Source organism: Hymenobacter lapidarius, from assembly GCF_001816145.1.
In the GTDB taxonomy this organism is placed as follows: domain Bacteria; phylum Bacteroidota; class Bacteroidia; order Cytophagales; family Hymenobacteraceae; genus Hymenobacter; species Hymenobacter lapidarius.
Genome location: NZ_MDZB01000108.1, coordinates 1 through 17,205, shown reverse-complemented (window position 1 = coordinate 17,205; position 17,205 = coordinate 1). Strand labels below are relative to the sequence as shown.

The 17,205-nt window shown below is 58.5% G+C and carries 17 protein-coding genes and 2 pseudogenes; 6 read left to right on the top strand and 13 right to left on the bottom strand.

What is annotated here, in order from left to right; genetic code table 11:
* The first annotated feature begins 96 nt into the window (after positions 1-96).
* Complete coding sequence (miaA, locus tag BEN47_RS11125; protein ID WP_239691569.1) at positions 97-1,008, top strand: tRNA (adenosine(37)-N6)-dimethylallyltransferase MiaA; 912 nt, start codon at positions 97-99, stop codon at positions 1,006-1,008.
* A gap of 90 nt (positions 1,009-1,098) precedes the next feature.
* Here the strand turns inward: miaA and BEN47_RS11120 are convergent, their stop codons facing one another.
* Complete coding sequence (locus BEN47_RS11120; protein WP_070728493.1) at positions 1,099-1,749, bottom strand: hypothetical protein; 651 nt, start codon at positions 1,747-1,749, stop codon at positions 1,099-1,101.
* A 112-nt stretch (positions 1,750-1,861) separates the two neighbouring features.
* A complete protein-coding gene (pfkA, locus tag BEN47_RS11115) occupies positions 1,862-2,833 on the bottom strand; it encodes a 6-phosphofructokinase (RefSeq protein ID WP_070728492.1) in 972 nt (323 codons plus the stop codon).
* Between the two features lie 234 nt (positions 2,834-3,067).
* Here pfkA and BEN47_RS11110 point away from each other — a divergent pair, with 234 nt between their 5' ends.
* Entirely contained in the window at positions 3,068-3,526 is a 459-nt protein-coding gene (locus tag BEN47_RS11110) for a tellurite resistance TerB family protein (RefSeq protein ID WP_070728491.1), read from the top strand.
* Between the two features lie 128 nt (positions 3,527-3,654).
* Here BEN47_RS11110 and BEN47_RS11105 read toward each other — a convergent pair whose 3' ends face one another.
* From BEN47_RS11105 to BEN47_RS11090, 4 genes are all read right to left on the bottom strand, one after another.
* The gene (locus tag BEN47_RS11105) at positions 3,655-4,857 is read right to left on the bottom strand and encodes an aspartate aminotransferase family protein (RefSeq protein WP_070728490.1); all 1,203 of its coding nucleotides are present in this window, start codon (positions 4,855-4,857) and stop codon (positions 3,655-3,657) included.
* 149 nt (positions 4,858-5,006) lie between these two features.
* Positions 5,007-5,498 (bottom strand): hypothetical protein, encoded by a 492-nt coding sequence (locus BEN47_RS11100; protein ID WP_125921625.1) that lies wholly within the window; start codon positions 5,496-5,498, stop codon positions 5,007-5,009.
* Between the two features lie 14 nt (positions 5,499-5,512).
* Positions 5,513-5,971: a hypothetical protein gene (locus BEN47_RS11095; RefSeq protein WP_070728489.1), complete on the bottom strand. Its 459-nt coding sequence runs from the start codon at positions 5,969-5,971 to the stop codon at positions 5,513-5,515.
* 63 nt (positions 5,972-6,034) lie between these two features.
* Complete coding sequence (locus tag BEN47_RS11090) at positions 6,035-6,583, bottom strand: RNA polymerase sigma factor (RefSeq protein WP_070728488.1); 549 nt, start codon at positions 6,581-6,583, stop codon at positions 6,035-6,037.
* Between the two features lie 215 nt (positions 6,584-6,798).
* On the opposite strand from BEN47_RS11090, the gene BEN47_RS11085 reads away from it, so the two are divergent.
* From BEN47_RS11085 to nhaA, 3 genes are all read left to right on the top strand, one after another.
* A complete protein-coding gene (locus BEN47_RS11085; RefSeq protein ID WP_070728487.1) occupies positions 6,799-7,146 on the top strand; it encodes a DoxX family protein in 348 nt (115 codons plus the stop codon).
* Complete coding sequence (locus BEN47_RS11080; RefSeq protein WP_204378309.1) at positions 7,104-7,487, top strand: DoxX family protein; 384 nt, start codon at positions 7,104-7,106, stop codon at positions 7,485-7,487. The genes BEN47_RS11085 and BEN47_RS11080 overlap by 43 nt, the downstream gene beginning before the upstream one ends.
* A 329-nt stretch (positions 7,488-7,816) precedes the next feature.
* Positions 7,817-8,968, top strand: coding sequence for a Na+/H+ antiporter NhaA (nhaA, locus tag BEN47_RS20305; protein WP_083322335.1), 1,152 nt, complete (start codon positions 7,817-7,819; stop codon positions 8,966-8,968).
* 210 nt (positions 8,969-9,178) lie between these two features.
* Here the strand turns inward: nhaA and BEN47_RS11075 are convergent, their stop codons facing one another.
* From BEN47_RS11075 to BEN47_RS11045, 7 genes and pseudogenes are all read right to left on the bottom strand, one after another.
* Positions 9,179-10,135: a transketolase family protein gene (locus BEN47_RS11075; RefSeq protein ID WP_070728485.1), complete on the bottom strand. Its 957-nt coding sequence runs from the start codon at positions 10,133-10,135 to the stop codon at positions 9,179-9,181.
* A gap of 108 nt (positions 10,136-10,243) precedes the next feature.
* Positions 10,244-10,606: pseudogene (locus tag BEN47_RS11070) on the bottom strand (endonuclease domain-containing protein).
* Between the two features lie 105 nt (positions 10,607-10,711).
* The gene (locus BEN47_RS11065; RefSeq protein WP_239691568.1) at positions 10,712-12,088 is read right to left on the bottom strand and encodes a vWA domain-containing protein; all 1,377 of its coding nucleotides are present in this window, start codon (positions 12,086-12,088) and stop codon (positions 10,712-10,714) included.
* 144 nt (positions 12,089-12,232) lie between these two features.
* Positions 12,233-13,096, bottom strand: coding sequence for a transketolase (locus tag BEN47_RS11060; protein ID WP_070728482.1), 864 nt, complete (start codon positions 13,094-13,096; stop codon positions 12,233-12,235).
* 240 nt (positions 13,097-13,336) lie between these two features.
* The gene (gene bcp / locus BEN47_RS11055; RefSeq protein WP_070728504.1) at positions 13,337-13,783 is read right to left on the bottom strand and encodes a thioredoxin-dependent thiol peroxidase; all 447 of its coding nucleotides are present in this window, start codon (positions 13,781-13,783) and stop codon (positions 13,337-13,339) included.
* A 144-nt stretch (positions 13,784-13,927) separates the two neighbouring features.
* Positions 13,928-15,958, bottom strand: coding sequence for a M23 family metallopeptidase (locus BEN47_RS11050; protein WP_158010986.1), 2,031 nt, complete (start codon positions 15,956-15,958; stop codon positions 13,928-13,930).
* Between the two features lie 155 nt (positions 15,959-16,113).
* On the bottom strand, positions 16,114-16,728 hold the full coding sequence (locus BEN47_RS11045) for a fumarylacetoacetate hydrolase family protein (RefSeq protein WP_070728480.1): 615 nt from the start codon (positions 16,726-16,728) through the stop codon (positions 16,114-16,116).
* Between the two features lie 238 nt (positions 16,729-16,966).
* Here BEN47_RS11045 and BEN47_RS11040 point away from each other — a divergent pair.
* A pseudogene (locus BEN47_RS11040) lies at positions 16,967-17,205 on the top strand (M48 family peptidase); the annotation flags it as partial.

Below are 17,205 nucleotides of genomic sequence, written 5' to 3'. Positions count from 1 at the left end.
GAAAAGGATGTAAGAAGGAACGTCATGCCTCGGCTGCGCTCAGCATGACGGGCTGTTTTGGTCTTATTCCTAATTTTTTGTCTAACCGCAGCGTCCTTGCTTCCCCCTTCTATTTTAGCCCAATTATCCCCCACCGCCGCCGACCCGCGGCCGGTGCTGCTCACCATTGCCGGCCCCACGGCCGTGGGCAAAACGGCGCTGTGCGTGCACCTGGGCCAGCAGTTCCGCACCGAAATTGTCTCGGCCGATTCGCGGCAGTTTTTTCGGGAACTGAGCATTGGCACCGCTAAGCCCACACCGACGGAAATGCAGGGCGTCCCCCACCATTTTATTGACAGCCACAGCATTGGGGAAGACTACAGCGCCGGCCGCTTTGCCACCGACTGCCAGGCGGTGCTAGCTGAGCTGTTCCAGAAATTTCCGGTGGTCATCCTCACCGGAGGCTCAGGCCTTTACGTGCAGGCCGTGACCGATGGGCTCGACGAGCTGCCCGGCGTGCCGCCCGAAGTGCGCGCCCAGCTGCACGCCGAGCTGGCGGCCCACGGCCTGCCGCACCTCGTGGCCGAGCTGGCCGAAACCGACCCCGTGGCCCACGCCCGCATCGACCAGCAAAACCCGCAGCGCGTGGTGCGGGCCCTGGAAATCACCCGGGCCACCGGCCGGCCTTTCTCCAGCTTCCACACCCAAAGCCCGCCCGCCGAAAACCCGCTTTTCCGCAACGTGAAAGTGGCCCTCACCCGCGAGCGGGAAGCGCTGTACCACCGCATCAACCTGCGCGTGGAACATATGCTGGCCGCCGGCCTACTGGACGAGGTGCGCGCCGTGCTGCCCTACCGCCACCACCACGCCCTGCAAACCGTGGGCTACCAGGAAATTTTCGGCTACCTGGATGGGGCCTACGACTGGGACGAAGCCGTGCGCCTGCTCCAGCGCAACACCCGCCGCTACGCTAAGCGCCAGCTCACCTGGCTGCGCCGCGACGCGGCCTATCAGTGGGTAGAACTGTAGAAACGCGCCTCGGCGCGTTCAATCGTTGAACGACACGCCCGGCAACTTTCCAGTTGCCGGGCCGTGCGATATAAAAACTCAGTCCCAACTCTACAAGGCGCGGCTGAGTTGGAACTGACCGCCGGGCAGGATATTGGCGCGGGTGTCATTTTGCAACGCCAACCGGCCGCCCAACCGCCAGGTACGGGCCGCGTTCAGGGCAAAGTCCACGTTAAGGGAACCAATGTAGCCCACGTTGAAGCCTTTTTCATTGGCGGGAACGTAGCTGAAAGACTGGTTTCCATTCAGGTCGGCAGTATTAAATCCGCCCTGAGAAAAGCCCTTCTGCTTAGAATAGCCGACAAAAGCCCCGGCTCCCAGGCTGAATTCCACGGTTTTGTTGAGGCCAAATGGCAGCCAGTATACTTCCTGCTCCAGATTCAGGGCCCGGTACGACCGCGGCACCACGAAGCCGTACCCGAAATCACTGGGCTGAGAGCCGCCGATGTACGCCAGCCGCGAACCCAGCCGACAGTGCCGGCCCACCTGCGGCGCATACTCGATGAAAGTTTTCAGCATGGAATAATCACCCGAGCCGTTCACGCTTTCGCCCACGCCCAGCCGCACCATGGCCGGGCGGCGTACGGCGGAAGCTGCCGCATTGGTGCCTAGCGTCTCGGCCTGGGGCGAGCCTTGAGCCCGCGCAGCCGATAAAGTCAGTGCTATTGGCAAGGCCATCAGCAAAGAATAAAATTGTTTCATGGTAGGAAAAAATAAATAACCCGCCTAACTGCCTCGCTATTTGCGCATGACACCAGCAAAGGCACGGCAATATGGGGATATTTTCTCTCTTTCTTTTAGCTACCACAAGACCCTACACGCTCAAAATTTCCACCATGCGCATGAAGCTCTGGTTGATGAGCTTTTTCTTGTTCACGGTGTCGATGAAGGGGGTGTAGACGAGCTTTTTGTCCACGATGCCAGCCATGACGTTGTGCATGCCGTTCATGAGGCCCTCCACGGCGGCGATGCCGATTTGGGAGCCCAGCAGGCGGTCGGCCGCAGTGGGCGAGCCGCCGCGCTGGATGTGGCCGATAACCGTGACGCGGGTGTCGAGCTGCGGAATGGCCTCCTTGACGCGGGCGGCCACGTTGGTGGCGTTGCCTTCTTCATCGCCCTCGGCCACGATGACGATAAAGGATGTTTTGGAGCGTTTCCAGCCCGACTGCAGCGTGTCGACCACCACGTCGGTGCTCATCTGGGTTTCGGGAATCATCACGATTTCGGCCCCGCCGCCAATGGCGCACGGAATGGCGATGTAGCCCGAGTCGCGGCCCATTACTTCCACAAAAAAGCAACGGTCGTGCGAGTCGGCCGTGTCCCGGATTTTGTCGATGCAGTCCAGAGCCGTGTTCACGGCCGTATCGTAGCCAATGGTGTAGTCGGTGCCGTAGAGGTCGTTATCGATGGTGCCGGGGATGCCCACGGTGGGAATGCCAAATTCCTCTTCAAAGACCATCGCGCCCGTGAAGGTACCGTTGCCGCCAATGGCCACCAGGCCCTCGATGCCGTTGTTTACCAGCTGGTCGAAAGCCTGCTGGCGGCCTTCTTTGGTGGTGAATTTCTGACTGCGGGCCGATTTCAAAATGGTACCGCCTTTCTGCACCGTGTTCGACACGGAGGCCGAATCCAGGCGCACGAACTCGCCCTTAATCATGCCACTGTAGCCCCGCATGATGCCGTACACCTCTATGCCATGGTAAGTAGCCGTCCGCACCACGGCCCGGATGGCGGCATTCATGCCCGGCGAGTCGCCGCCGCTGGTAAATACTCCGATTCTCTTCATCTTATCTTTCTTAAAACACGCAGGCACGCAAATGGCGCCCAAACCTCGCAAAGTTGGCGAAAGGAATGCAAACGCCCTACCGCTCCACCATAATACCCGCAATGCCGTGGTTATCTTTTTATTGTCCTTCGCGTATTTCAGGTGTAGCAAGTAGTTGCTTTTTCGCCTACCTTACCTGTTGAAACGTCTCCCACGGCTGCTAACTCATTCCTCACCACTCAATTTCCACTTTCTATGTTCGGTTTTTTCGAAAATGAGCAGGCCAAAAAAATCAAGGGCCATTTGCTGAACCTCGCGGCCCTGGCAAAGGCCGACGGGCACATCGATGCGCGAGAAATGAATTTTATCGTTGCCGTGGGCAAGAAAAACGGCATGAGCTCGGCCGACGTGCAAGCCCTCGTTTCCGGGGACAAAGGGGGCAACACCGAACTGCCTACCAACGATTCCGAACGATTTGACCAGATTTTTGACTTGGTCGATATGATGCTCGCCGACGGTGTGGTGGACGAAACCGAAATGGATTTCTGCATCATGATGGCCGAGAAGCTGGGCTTCCGCAAGGCCATTGTGGGCGTGCTGGTGCGCAAGATTTCGCAGGGCGTGAAAGACGGCATTCCCCGCGAGCGCATCAAAGAAGAAAGCACTTCCTTTCTGAATTACAACGAGTTGCCCCGCCCAAACGTGACCGTATAAGCCTGGGGAAGCCACCCCAAAATTGAACGTCATGCTGAGCTTGCCGAAGCATCTCTACCGCACCACTAAACAGAATTAGTATTGCAGTAGAGATGCTTCGGCAAGCTCAGCATGACGTTTCTGTTTTTTCAATTAGTGACCACCACTGCATCAATGGCCCGCAGCAACGCCGCGCAGGCCTCGTCAATTTCCGAATCGGTGATGATGAGCGGCGGGGCCAGGCGCAGGGAGTTGTCGCAGAACAGGAACCAGTCGGTCAGGATGCCTTCGTGCTCCAGCGCCCGGTCGATGATGGGCTTGAGGACTGCGAAAGAGTCAAACTCCACGGCCATGAGCAAGCCGCAGCCCCGTACCGCCCGAATGGCCGGGTGCCGCAGCTGTGCCTGGAACCGCGCCGCCTTGGCGGCTACGCCCTGGGCCAGCGCCTCTTCCTGCATGACCTGCAGCGTGGCCAGCGCGGCCGCGCAGCTCACCGGATGCCCACCAAACGTGGTGCAGTGCCCTAGAATGGGGTTGGTTTTGAAGCCACTCATGATTTCCGTGCTGGAAATGAACGCCCCGATGGGCATGCCCCCGCCCATGCCCTTGGCACACACCAGAATGTCGGGCTCGATGCCGAACTGCTCGAAGGCCCACATGGTGCCGGTGCGCCCGTAGCCGCACTGGATTTCGTCGAGGATGAGCAGGGCGCCCACCTCCCGGCAGCGGCGGCGCAGGGCCGGCAGGTAGTAAGGCGAGGGCACGCGCACGCCGGCTTCGCCCTGCACGGTTTCGATGACCACGGCCGCCGTGCGCTCGGTGATGAGGTACAGGTCGGCGAAGTCGTTGTGCCTGATGTGGCGCACGTCGGGCAGCAAGGGGCGGAAGCTGTTTTTGAAGCCCTCGGAGCCGGTGATGGACAGGGCGCCGTGCGTAGAGCCGTGGTAGGCGTTGAGGCAGGAAATGAGCTCGGTGCGGCCGGTGTGGCGCTTGGCCAACTTGAGGGCGCCCTCAATGGCCTCGGTGCCAGAGTTGGTGAAAAACACCGAGTCCAGGTGGGTGGGCAGGGTGCGGTGCAGGGCCTCGGCCAGCTGGGCGGGCACGGCCTGCACCAGCTCGCCGTACACCATCAGGTGCAGGTATTTGTCGAGCTGCGCGTGAATGCCGGCCAGCACGCGCGGGTGGCGGTGGCCCACGTTGCTCACGCCAATGCCTGAAATCAGGTCGAGGTAGCGGCGGCCATCGGGGGCGTACATGTACACGCCTTCGGCCCGCTCAATTTCCAGCAGCAGCGGAAAATCGGAGGTTTGGGCCTGGTGGCGCAGGAATAACTGGCGGGAAGTTAGATGCACTTAATCATGGGGTTAATTTCGCTGAGCTGCCATCTGTCATCCTGAGCGCAGCGAAAGATGACAAACAGTTTCGATTATACCCCAAAAATACAAAGAGGCCGCTGCGGGGGCAGCGGCCTCGAAGTACCAGCGGGCTGGGCAGGCGCCGGCTAGTCGTTGCTGGTTCCGGCTGGGCCACGCCCGCCGCCCGGCCCGGCCACGCGCCTGATGACTTCTTTGGTGAAGTCGCGCTCGGCAATGAACAGCTGCGCCACCTGCCGCAGGGAAATCACCTTCTGGAATTTCTCAAAATACTCTTTCTCCAGGTTCAGCTCCTGCTGCCGCTTGGTGAACGACTGGGCGTAATTCTCGCGAATCTGCTGGTCGCTCATGGCATCGGTCACGTCGCGGCGCAGCAGGCGGCCGTTGCGGTTGAGGTCGCGGCGCTTGTCGGCAAACTCGTTGTAGAGCGGCCAGAACTTCTGGGCCTGGTCCTGGGTAAGGGCCACGCGGGTGGTGATGAAGGCAATTTTCGCGTTTTCGAGCTGGCCCAGGTGCTGGCCGCGGCGGCCACCACCCTGCTGGGCCTGGGCGGCGGGGGCCAGCACCAGCAGCAGGGCGGCCAGGCTGAACAATCGGAAGAGGGAGATAATAACGAACATGATAAAGAGGCAGATTATAAGTAAAGAAGTTCTTCGGAAGGCTGGGCGTCGAGGGCGTCCGTCAGCTCGGCTTCGGTGGCCTGCAGAAAGCCCTTGGCGAGGCCGGGATGGGCGGCGGCCAGCACGGCCAAATCGGTGTTTTCGACGCGGGCGCCGCTCGTGAGCAGGTACCCCACCAACTCGGTGCGTGGCACGGCATCGAGGGAGGCATTGGCAGCCACCGCCGGGCCGGCCGCCTGGGGCCCGCTCAAATAAAACGAAGCCGCAAACCCGCCCAGCACAGCCACCGAGGCCAGGCCCGTGCGCAGGGCCGGCGAGAGCCAGGCCAGCCAGCGCCCGCCCGGCGCGGCATCGGGCCGGGGCAGCCGGGCCATCACCCGCATGGGGAGCTGGTCGAAGTAGTCAGCTGGCGGCTCGCTCAGCAGCGGGTGGGGCCGCCGGGGGTGCGCGTCGAGCTTAAAGGGAGGTTTCATGGCAGTTGGATGGAGAAGCGGAGGCGGCGTTTAACTACGCGGATAATAAATTGTGCTGCGGGCTCAGTCGGCGGCGTGGCGGGTGACGTATTCTTCCACTTTTTTCACGGCGTGGTGGTAGCTGGCCTTCAACGCGCCCACGCTGGTGCCCGTTACTTCGGCCATTTGCTCGTAGGGCATCTCGTCGTAGTAGCGCAGGTTGAACACGAGGCGCTGCTTGTCGGGCAGGCGCAGAATGGCTTGCTGCAGCTTCAACTCAATGGCATCGCCGCCCAGGGCCGGGTCGGCTTCCATTTTGGCCATCAGCTCGGCGCTCACGTCGGTGAGGGGCAGCAGGAACTTGCGGCGCTTGCTACTTAGGAAATTCAGGCACTCGTTGGTGGCAATGCGGTAAATCCAGGTGAAGAGCTGGGCGTCCTGCCGGAAGGTTGAAAGGTGCTTCCAAACTTTGATAAAGACATCCTGGGTGAGGTCGTCGGCGTCGTCGTGGTCCACCACCATCTTGCGCACGTGCCAGTACACCTTGCTCTGGTACTTGCGCACGAGCTGGTTGAACGCCAGGTTGCGCGAAGCGGGGTCCTGAAACTTGAGAAGTATTTCGTGGTCTTCCAAACGGCGAAAAGGTACGCCTGGGTGGCGAAAGCAATGGTTGGAGGGCAAACCAAGCCCCGCGTTTAACTGGTTTTACTAAAAAAGCTACTACTTGCTGAAAAACAGTAATATTGCCCACATTGTAGTGAACGCAACCGGGCCGGCCAAAAACCAGCCCGCCTCCCGCAGAAAACGACCCTACCGCCGACTGGCGGGAAACTTAACACCGCCGCCGCATGCATACCTACGCCTCCATTGCCCAGCTACTCGTCGCCCTAGCCGTCGGCTTTGTATGGGTATTCCGGTTCGACAACATCGTCAAGGAATTTCATCAGTACGGGTTGAGCGACCTGACCCGCACCATGGTGGGAAACGCCAAAATAATACTGGCCACGCTATTGGTGGCCGGCATCTGGTACCCGGCCCTGGTGCTGGTGCCCGCGCTGCTCATGGGCCTGCTGATGGTGGCCGCGCAATACTTTCATTTCAGGGCAAACAACCCCTGGAGCAAACGCCTGCCCTCGTTGTTTCTTCTGGTACTGTGCGTTTTTATCGCGGCCGTATCGCTCAATTTAATTGCCTAATGAGTTTATTTCTTGCTCTTGTTTTATTCTCCAGCCTGTCTTTTTTAGGCTACGGAATAGCGTATTTCAAATCACCAAACATGAAAAGCGAATTCAAGCGTTTCGGCCTGGAAAAGCAGGGAATGCTGGTCGTGATTTTTGAAATACTAGGCGCGCTGGGCCTGCTGGTGGGGTTGGCCGTGAACCCCATACTGCTGATTTCAGCGGGCGGACTGGCTTTGCTGATGCTCCTGGGCGTAGCCGTCCGCTTGAAAATCGGGGACAGTGTGTTGGTTTGCCTCCCGGCGTTTGCCTTCATGGTGCTGAACGCCTACATTTTTTACAAGGCGCTGCCGCAGTAAGGAATTACGGCCAAGCGTGCGCTACATTCGGGCGGTGCAGGCCGGCAACTGACACCCGCATCATTCAGAACTTTCTGGGTCGCAGCAGCAGCAAAACCACCGAAATATATACCCATGTGGCCCAACGCGCCCGCCCTGCCTCCCCACTCGACAGCCTGGGGCCCTAACCGGCGAGTTGCGGCAAGCACGCCATTTTGGCAAGTATTCCGCAACTCAGTTGCGTACTGAGGTCAAATTGCTGCCACTTGCTGAGGCTGCGAGTTGCAGCAGTCCTAATATTAACAGCAACCCGTAGCGACGGGACGAATAAAGTAAAAAGAATATAACAAATGAAAGCAACCAAACTCTTTAATGAATTTTTTGAAAGCGAGAAAGCAGGTGGTCTTGTCTTAATTGCTTGTACTGTTTTATCCCTCGCACTTGCCAACTCAAATTTTGGGGCTGACTATCAAGGATTTTTCCAATATAAATTTACGGGATTATCTATTGAGCATTGGATAAATGACGGTCTAATGGCAATATTCTTTTTACTTATTGGCTTAGAATTAGAACGAGAGATTTACAAGGGAGAACTTTCTAACTTCAAAGACGCACTTTTTCCGATTTTTGGGGCATTAGGTGGATTGTTATTCCCCGCCGGAATTTATTTCATATTCAACTATGGGACACCAACCCAATCCGGAATTGGAATTCCAATGGCTACAGACATTGCATTTGCATTGGGTATTTTATCACTTTTGGGAAACAAAGTTCCTCTTTCGCTAAAAGTTTTTTTGACTGCATTAGCTATTATAGACGACTTATTTGCAATAATAATCATCGCTGTATTTTATACAAAAACCTTAATTTTTACAAATCTATTTATAGCATTAGGAATTTTCGGATTTCTGTTAATACTCAACAGAATGAAGGTTAAAATCCTTATACCCTATCTAATTGGTGGAATTGCAATGTGGTATTTTATGTTAAATTCAGGGGTTCACGCAACGATAACAGGGGTTTTACTAGCATTTGCTATTCCATTTGGGAACGACGATGAAAAATCAATATCCTATGCTTTACAACACTTTTTACATAAACCAGTTGCGTTTTTCATTTTGCCGATATTTGCCTTAGCCAATACAGCCATCGTTTTTGGTGGGCAAATTTCACAAACACTTTCCGAAAATTATAGTTTAGGTATTTCACTTGGCCTAATTGTAGGCAAACCATTGGGTATATTTCTTTTGACATTTCTGGGTGTAACATTCGGAATTTGCAAACTTCCGAAAAACCTAAATTGGAAATCTATTGTTGGCATTGGACTTTTGGGCGGTATTGGATTCACGATGTCTATATTTATTACATTACTTGCATTTGACAACGAAACGATAATAAATAACTCAAAGTTGGTAATTCTAATAGCTAGTTTAACGGCAGGACTTTTAGGATTTTTAACACTGAAATTGACTCTAAAACCAATGGTAGATGATGAAAACTGAAAAAGGGGAGCAGGTAACATCGGTTTGCCAATATGGCGTGTTTAATACTAAATTCAAGTTCGGTTTTTCAATTGAGGATTAGTGCAAAATTGAAGTTTTGTGCTTCGAAATCCGCCACATCGCCAAGCCGAGAACCGTTGCCTGAAGCCTAAGCATCAAAAAGCCCCCGCAGCTGCTGCAGTTGCGGGGGCTTTTTGCTATTGCGGGGATTTACTTCTTCCGCTTCATCACCGCTTCCACCGCGGCCACGATGGCGGCTTCGTTGAGCTTGTACTTCTCCATCAGCTGGTCGGGAGTGGCGCTTTCGCCGAAGCTGTCGTTCACGGCTACCATTTCCAGGGGCAGGGGCTCTTCGCGGGCCAGCAATTGGGCGATGCTGTCGCCGAGGCCGCCGTTCATCTGGTGCTCTTCGGCGGTTACCACGCAGCCAGTTTTGCGGGCCGAGGCGAGGATGGCCTGCGCGTCGAGCGGCTTGATGGTGTGGATGTTGATAATTTCGGCGTTGATGCCCTTCTCAGCCAGGAGCTTGCCGGCCAGCACGGCTTTCCACACGAGGTGGCCGGTGGCGAAAATGCTCACGTCGGTGCCTTCGTTGAGCAGCACGGCTTCGCCGATGACAAACTGCTGGTCGGCGGGCGTGAAGTTGGGCACCACGGGGCGGCCGAAGCGCAGGTACACGGGGCCTTCGTGGTCGGCAATGGCGATGGTGGCGGCTTTGGTCTGGTTGTAGTCGCAGGGGTTGATGACGGTCATGCCGGGTAGCATTTTCATCATGCCCAGGTCTTCCAGAATCTGGTGGGTGGCGCCGTCTTCGCCCAGCGTGAGGCCGGCGTGCGAGGCGCAGATTTTCACGTTCTTATCGGAGTAGGCAATGCTCTGGCGAATCTGGTCGTACACGCGGCCAGTGCTGAAGTTGGCAAACGTGCCCGTGAACGGGATTTTGCCGCCAATGGTCATGCCGGCGGCCACGCCCATCATGTTGGCTTCGGCAATGCCGACCTGGAAAAACCGTTCGGGGAAATCTTTCTTAAAAGCGTCCATCTTGAGCGAGCCGGTGAGGTCGGCGCAGAGGGCCACCACGTTGGGGTTGGTTTTGCCCAGCTCGTGCAAGCCGGCGCCGAAGCCGCTGCGGGTGTCTTTGGATTCGGTGTAGGGGAAGTCTTTCATGGGGTATTAAAAGAGGTTAAAAGCAGTCAAAAAACTCCCCTCCTTACCAAGGAGGGGATGTTTCAGCGAAGCTGAAACTGGGGTGGTTGTGGGCGTTGAACAAGAATATTAAACGCTTCTAAAATGACTTTCAATCGAATGCAACACGTTTTCCAAAGCAGACCAAATCAGCTTATTCTCAAACCGAATTACCCGAATACCCACGGCATTCAGATACTCGGTACGCGCCGCATCATTCAGATTACCGGACGCCGTGAAGTGGGCCCCACCGTCCAGTTCCACCGCAAGCTTTTCCTGCGGGCAATAAAAATCGAGGATAAATTAGCTGATGCTGTGCTGGCGTCGGAATTTCCGGCCGGCGAGTTGGCTGTTTTTTAAGTTATTCCACAGCACGGCTTCGGCAGTGGTGAGGTTATTGCGTAGGGTACGGCGGTCGTCTTTTTTGTGGGGCAGATTGTTTAGGATGGTCATGGGCATTTGTTTTTTTAACGATTTTCATATGCCTACAACCACCCCAGTTTCAGCTTTGCTGAAACGTCCCCTCATTGGTAAGGAGGGGAGTTTGTCGTTCTTACCTCATTTCCCAAAAATGGCCACTGACGTAGTCTGGCCCGAACGAATGGAGAAATTGCGCACATCGGTAAACTTACTGCCGGTGCTGGTTTTGGTGCGAAACACGAGCCGGTAGGCGCCGGGCTGCATGGGCAGGTTTTGTTTGCTGCTGCTGCCTTCGGGCAATGTGTACACCCAGGTTTGTGATTCGTCGTTGTTGAGCTGGTAGATGCTGCCGTAGCCTCTCAGGTCGGTGGTGATGTTGAGGGTGCCGGGCGCGGCATAGGTCACGGCCAGCTCCTGGCCCTGCTTCACCGAAATGCGGCGCGTGATGCGGGGCAGCGTGAGCAGCTCCACTTCGTAGTTGCCGGCCAGCAGCTTTTGTTTGGTGCCAAAGGGGAAGCTGGCCACGGTGGCGCCAGTGGGTGTGCGCACCACGGCTTGCACGGTGCCGTAGGGGTTGGGCGTGAGCTGCGGGCTTTGCAGCCAGAGCGTGCCCTGGGGCGTTTTGAAGGTGAGTACGTTGGCCCTACCGGGCCGGATGGCCAGGTTGGTCTGGCGCACGGGCGGCACGGTGTTTATCACCAGGTCGTAGCTCTGCAGCGCGTCGATGTCGAGCACGTCGGCCCGGCCCTGGGCGTCGCGGTAGTGCACGTAGTTGTACTCCGGCTGCTCGGTCACGTTGTTTACGAAGGTCATGTTCACGTTGCTTTCCACGGGGCGGCCGTTGGCGTCGGTCAGGTTCACGCTCACGGTGGTTTGGCTCAGCGTTTGGGCGATTACGTCGTCCATCACGGTGCGGAAGGTTTTCACATCGGCCGCGTTGTAGTACTGGCCCAGGCATTCGAGCTGCCGACCGAAGTCTTTCTCTGCCCCGATGCCGATGATGAACGGCTTCAGGAAGATGTGCTTGCGCTGCAGGGCCAGCGACGATTTGCAGGGGTCGGCGGCGCAGGATTCCAGGCCGTCGGTAATGAGCAGCAGCACGTTGCGCGAGGCTTTATCAATGGGGAAGTCGTTGGCTGATTGTTCGAGCGAGTAGGTAATGGGCGTGTTGCCCTGCGCCTTAAGCGTGGCGAGCCGGGCCTTGATGGCTTTGGCGTTGCGCGGCGCAAACGGCACTTCCAGGCGCGAGTCCTGGCAGTTTTTCTCGCTGTTGGGGAATTGGTGGCCGTACACGCGCAGGCCCAGCTCCAGGTTGGGATAGGCATTGAGCGAATCCACCATTTTGCTCAGCATGCGCTTGGCTACGTCCCACCGCGGCTGCCCCCCTTCCCACGGCGCCATCATCGAGCCGGAGGCATCCAGCAGGAAGAGAATACGGGTGACCTTGGGGGTTGCGGCAAGAGCGTTTTGGGCGTGGGCATTTTGACTGAAAATCAGAAACGAAAGCAACAGCAACGCCCAGCGCAACCTCACCCCCTGACCCCGACTCCAAAAAAGAGGGGGGACCTGACGATTCCGCTGGGAGCAAAACCGGTTCCCCCTCTTTTTTGGAGAGGGGGTAAGGGGGTGAGGTTGCGCTGGGCAAGTACGCATCAGCCCCTAGTAGTCGCCCACAGTGCCCACCACCAGTTGCTCCAGCGCGGTGGCCAGTTGGGCATCATTAGGCGCTACGCCGTGCCACTTGTGGCCTTCCATCATGAAGTCGACGCCGTAGCCCATGCGGGTGTCCATGATGAACATGACGGGCTTGCCCTGGCCGGTGGCAGCTTGCGCGGCTTCCAGAGCCGGCAGCAGGGTGGCAAAGTCGTTGCCATCGGCTTGCAGCACGTGCCAGCCGAAGGCTTCGAACTTGGCGCGCAGGTCGCCGAGGCCGCCGATTTCGGCGGTGGGACCGTCAATCTGCTGGCCGTTGCGGTCGATGATGCCGATGAGGTTGTCGATTTTGTGGTGGGCGGCGTAGAGCAGGGCCTCCCAGTTCTGGCCTTCCTGCAGCTCGCCGTCGCCCATGAGCACGAACACGCGGCGGTCGTCGCCGTTCAGCTTTTTGGCCTGGGCGGCGCCGCAGGCCACGCTCAAGCCCTGGCCCAGCGAGCCCGAGGCAACGCGGATGCCGGGCAGGCCCTCATGCGTGGTGGGGTGGCCCTGCAAGCGCGAGTTGAGCTTGCGGAACGTGGCCAGCTCGCTCACCGGGAAGTAGCCCGAGCGCGCCAGCACCGAGTATAGCGTGGCCGAAATGTGCCCGTTCGAGAGGAAAAACAGGTCCTCCCCCGTGCCGTCCATGTTGAACGGCTGGGGGGTGTGCTTCATCACCTTGAAGTAGAGCGCTACCAGCAAATCGGTGCAGCCCAGCGAGCCGCCGGGGTGGCCGGAATTCACGGCGTGTACCATGCGCACGATGTCGCGCCGCACCTGAGCAGCAACTTCTTTTAGGTCAGCAGTGGCAATTTCAGCGGTCTGGGGCATATCAAGTAAGAAATTTGTTGGTCTGGTAAAGGTAAGACCACGAGCGCAAGTCGGGCAATGGAAGTTCACACAATCAATTGTGTGCACTTCCGCAATCAATCCAAACAACAGGCTTTTTCCACACGCAACCGGCGCTTTAGCTACAGCCAAAAGCCCGCCGGCCCCGGTTGCTACTCCTTGAGCAGGAGCAACCGGAGCCGGCGGGCTTTACGGAGGCCGGTGGCAGCGCAGCGGTGGCCTTTAGAGCAATTGCGCGGCGTGCTCCTTGGTGTCTACTTTCTTAATCACCTTGTCAATTACCCCGTTTTCGTCAATCAGAAATGTAGTGCGCACGGTGCCCATATAGGTTTTGCCGTAGTTTTTCTTCTCCTGCCACACGCCGTAGTCCTGCACTATTTTTTTGTCGGTATCAACCAGCAGCGGGAAGGGCAGGTCGTACTTGAGGGCAAATTTTTTGTGGGCCGCCTCGCCGTCAATGCTCACGCCGATGACCTTGATATTCTGGGCGGTGAGCTCCTCCTGGTGGTCGCGCAGGTTGCAGGCCTGGGCGGTACAGCCGGGCGTATCGTCCTTGGGGTAGAAATACAGCGCCACGCGCTGCCCGCGCAGGTCGGCCAGGCGAATGGTGTTGCCGTCCTGGTCGATGGCAGTGAAATCAGGGGCGGGTTGGCCGGGTTCGAGGAGCATTATGAGGAGGGTAAGAGGGAATAATTTTTTGAACGTCATGCTGAGCTTGCCGAAGCATCTCTACTGCAATACTAAATAAGATTAGTGACGTAGTAGAGATGCTTCGGCAAGCTCAGCATGACGTGCTTTTTCCTGGATTACAGATTACAAGCTCAGCGGAATCACCCGCTCGTTGCCGGCCTGGTCGGTGAGGCGCAGCTCGGCGGGGCCGCGCAGGCGCGGGCCCAGCGTGTCGCCGGCCACGGTGAAGAGCGTGGAGTTCTTGTGCTCGAAGCGCAGCAGCCGGAATTTGCCGCCCACAAACAGCCGGTAGCCGGCCAGCCCGGACAGGTCGTCGCCCACCCGGAACAGCAGCTGACCGCCCGGCCGCCCCGCCAAACTACCCTTCGGCGCCACGGAATCAGTGAGAATGCGGTACGAAGCAAACTGCCGGATAGACGCCGTAATCTGGCCCTTGCCGTCCCACTTGCCGCCCACGTAGGCCTTGCCGCCCTTTTTGGTAGCCGAGTAAATGGCGGTGCGGGCGGGGTCGGTAGGCGGGGTGGCGGGCTTCAGCGTGAGGGTGGCGGGGCGGTAAAGGGGCAGCGCGGGGCTGCCCACCGTCCAGAAGCCGCTGCCGGTGGCTTCGGGCAGGAAAGTGGTGCCCACGTATAGGTTGTCGAACACCGACTGGGGGCCGAAGGCCAGGTTGAGGTGGGCGGTGGCGTAGCTGGTTTCTTTGCCGGCGGGCACCAGCAGCTGCCGGTCAAATTTCTTGGTGATGCCCCCGAAGCGGAGCGAATCGGGCAGGCCGGCGCGCAGGTCGTAGAGGTACACGTTTTCGCTGTTCTGGGTGTAGCTGGGCCGGATTTCGAGGCGACGGCTGCCGCGCAGCAGCACCAGATTGGCGGCCACCGAGTCGGCGCTAGGGTCCGTAGCCACGGCCTTGAGCAGGTTGCGCGTCACTTCAAAACGCAGGGCCGGCTTTTTGGCCGCCGCCGAGCGGGTTTTGAAGTAGGCGGGCTGCTCGCCGCGCAGCACCAGGCGCACCGGCGTCTGGTTGTGGTAGGAGTCGGCCAGCGTGATGTCGATGCTGTACACCTTGCCCGGCTCCACCAGCAGGCGGCCCTTGGTGGGGCCGGTGCTGTACATGGTCAGGTCGTTGCCCTCGTCCACCCACAGCTTCTGCATGGTGCGGCCCTGGGTGTGCTGGTAGGCAAAGTCCACGAAATTGGCCACCTGCCGCGTGCCGACTGGGAAGGGCACGGCGTCGATGTTGTGCTCGTAGAACGGCTGGCCGTTCACCTGCATCGTCACTCGCTGAATGCCGTTTTTGTTCCAAGCATTGTCAAACCTATCGAAGCCCTGAATGAGCAGGCCCACCGCGCCAAAGCAGCTGATGGTGTCGGGCCACACCGTGGCCACGCCCGGCCCCGGCAGCACCTTGGGCGCAAATACGGCCTTGGCAAACACGCGCTGCACCCGCGAGTCGATGCCCAGGGGTTCCAGGCCGAAGGACTGCAGCGTGGGCGCCACGTGGTCCTGAATCTCGGGAAACCCGCCCCACTGCAGCGGGTTGTACTGCCGGTCCTGCGCGTCGCGCACTTCCCAGTGCAGGTGCGGGCCCGCCGAGCCGCCGGTGTTGCCGGACAGGGCCACTACTTCGCCCCGCTTCACTGGGAACTGGTCTTTTTCGAAGAAGGCTTCCAGCTCGTAGCTTTCCTTCTCATACTGACGGCGCTGCAGCTCGGCGGCTACGGGGCCGCGGAAGTCGTTGAGGTGGCCGTACACGGTGGTCAGGCCGTTGGGGTGCGTGATGTAGAGCACATTGCCGTAGCCAAACGACGACTGTTTGAGGCGCGAGATGTAGCCATCGGCGGCGGCGTACACGGGCTGGTTCACCCCACCACCGGTCTTAATGTCGAGCCCGCCGTGGAAGTGGTTGGGCCGCAGCTCGCCCATGCTCCCGGCCAGAAAACCGGGCTTGCCCGGCGCAATGGGAAACAGGAAATACCCGGGCGGCACCGCGGGCCGGCCCTTGGCCAGCAGCTCACTTATGGAGTGGGCCCGCTCCGCGGTGTCGGCTTCCTGGCCGTCTGCCAAGCCCGGCAATACCACTCCTGCCACCACTCCAAGCCCCAAAACCAGCTTGGCAATATTCCTAAAAACGCTCACTTTCAACTTCGGTATTATCACAACAACGGTCTTTATGCCCTCACTCCTCCCCTGGTTCATACGTAGGCGGCGCAATTAGTTTGCCAGGCTTGGCGTGGCGCAAAGCCAACAGTACCGCCGCCCACCACTTCACCACAACGCCCCACCCCAACGGCGAGGCCCTTTTTCTATTATAATTACCGAATACCCAGCTCAAGAATTTTCTCCCCTTCCAGAAAGCCCTCCAGCTGGTCGCCCAGCTTCACGGGGCCCACGCCGGCGGGCGTGCCGGTGAAAAGCAGGTCGCCCATTTTCAGGGAAATGTACTTCGACACGAAGCTGATGATGCGGGCAAACGGGTGCAGCATCAGGCCCGAATTTCCGGTTTGGCGGGTTTCGCCGTTCACGGTGAGATGGAAGTTGATGTTGGCCAAATCAGCAAATTCCGCCACTGGCTTGAAGGTCTGCGAAATGGGGGCCGAGCCGTCGAAGGCTTTGGCCAGCTCCCAGGGCAGGCCCTTTTTCTTGAGCTCGCCCTGCAGGTCGCGGGCCGTGAAGTCGATGCCCAGCCCAATGGCGTCGAAGTAGGTGGAAGCAAACTGCTCGTCGATGTGGCGGCCGTTTTTGCACACGCGCAGCACCAGCTCCAGCTCGTGGTGAATGTCCTGCGAAAATTCCGGCACGAAGAACGGCTGCCCCCGCTGCAGCAGCGCGGTTTCGGGCTTGAGGAAGATGACGGGGGCCGTGGGCACTTCGTTGTGCAGCTCGGCAATGTGGTCGGCGTAGTTGCGGCCGATGCAGATAATTTTCATAGGGAAGCGCGAGGCGGGACGGCTAAGTCTCAAAACTACGGCCCGGCGCGGGCTTGCGGCAACCCGGCGGCGGCATTTGCCCCCCGGCTGGCCCGCTGCCGCTAAACTTTTACACGGCCTGCTGCCGTATAGCTGGCAACGGCGGCCCTGGTTTGGGCCCCACCCACGGCGGTAGCCGGCCGGGGCAGTCGCATTGCCCGGCAGCCGCCTCTTGTTTCCTTACATACTCTTTAGTGCCATGATTAAAAAACTCGCCCTCCTCGCCAGCCTCACGGTGCTGGCCGCCTGCTCTACGGTGCCCATCACGGGCCGGCGCCAGCTCAGCCTGGTTAGCGACTCCGAAATCAACACATTGGCCGCCCAGCAGTACCGCGAAGTCATCGCCAAAGGCCCGCTGTCTAACAACTCGCAGCAGGTAAACATGGTGCGCAACGTGGGCCGTCGCATTCAAGCGGCCGTGGAAACCTATTTCCGCCA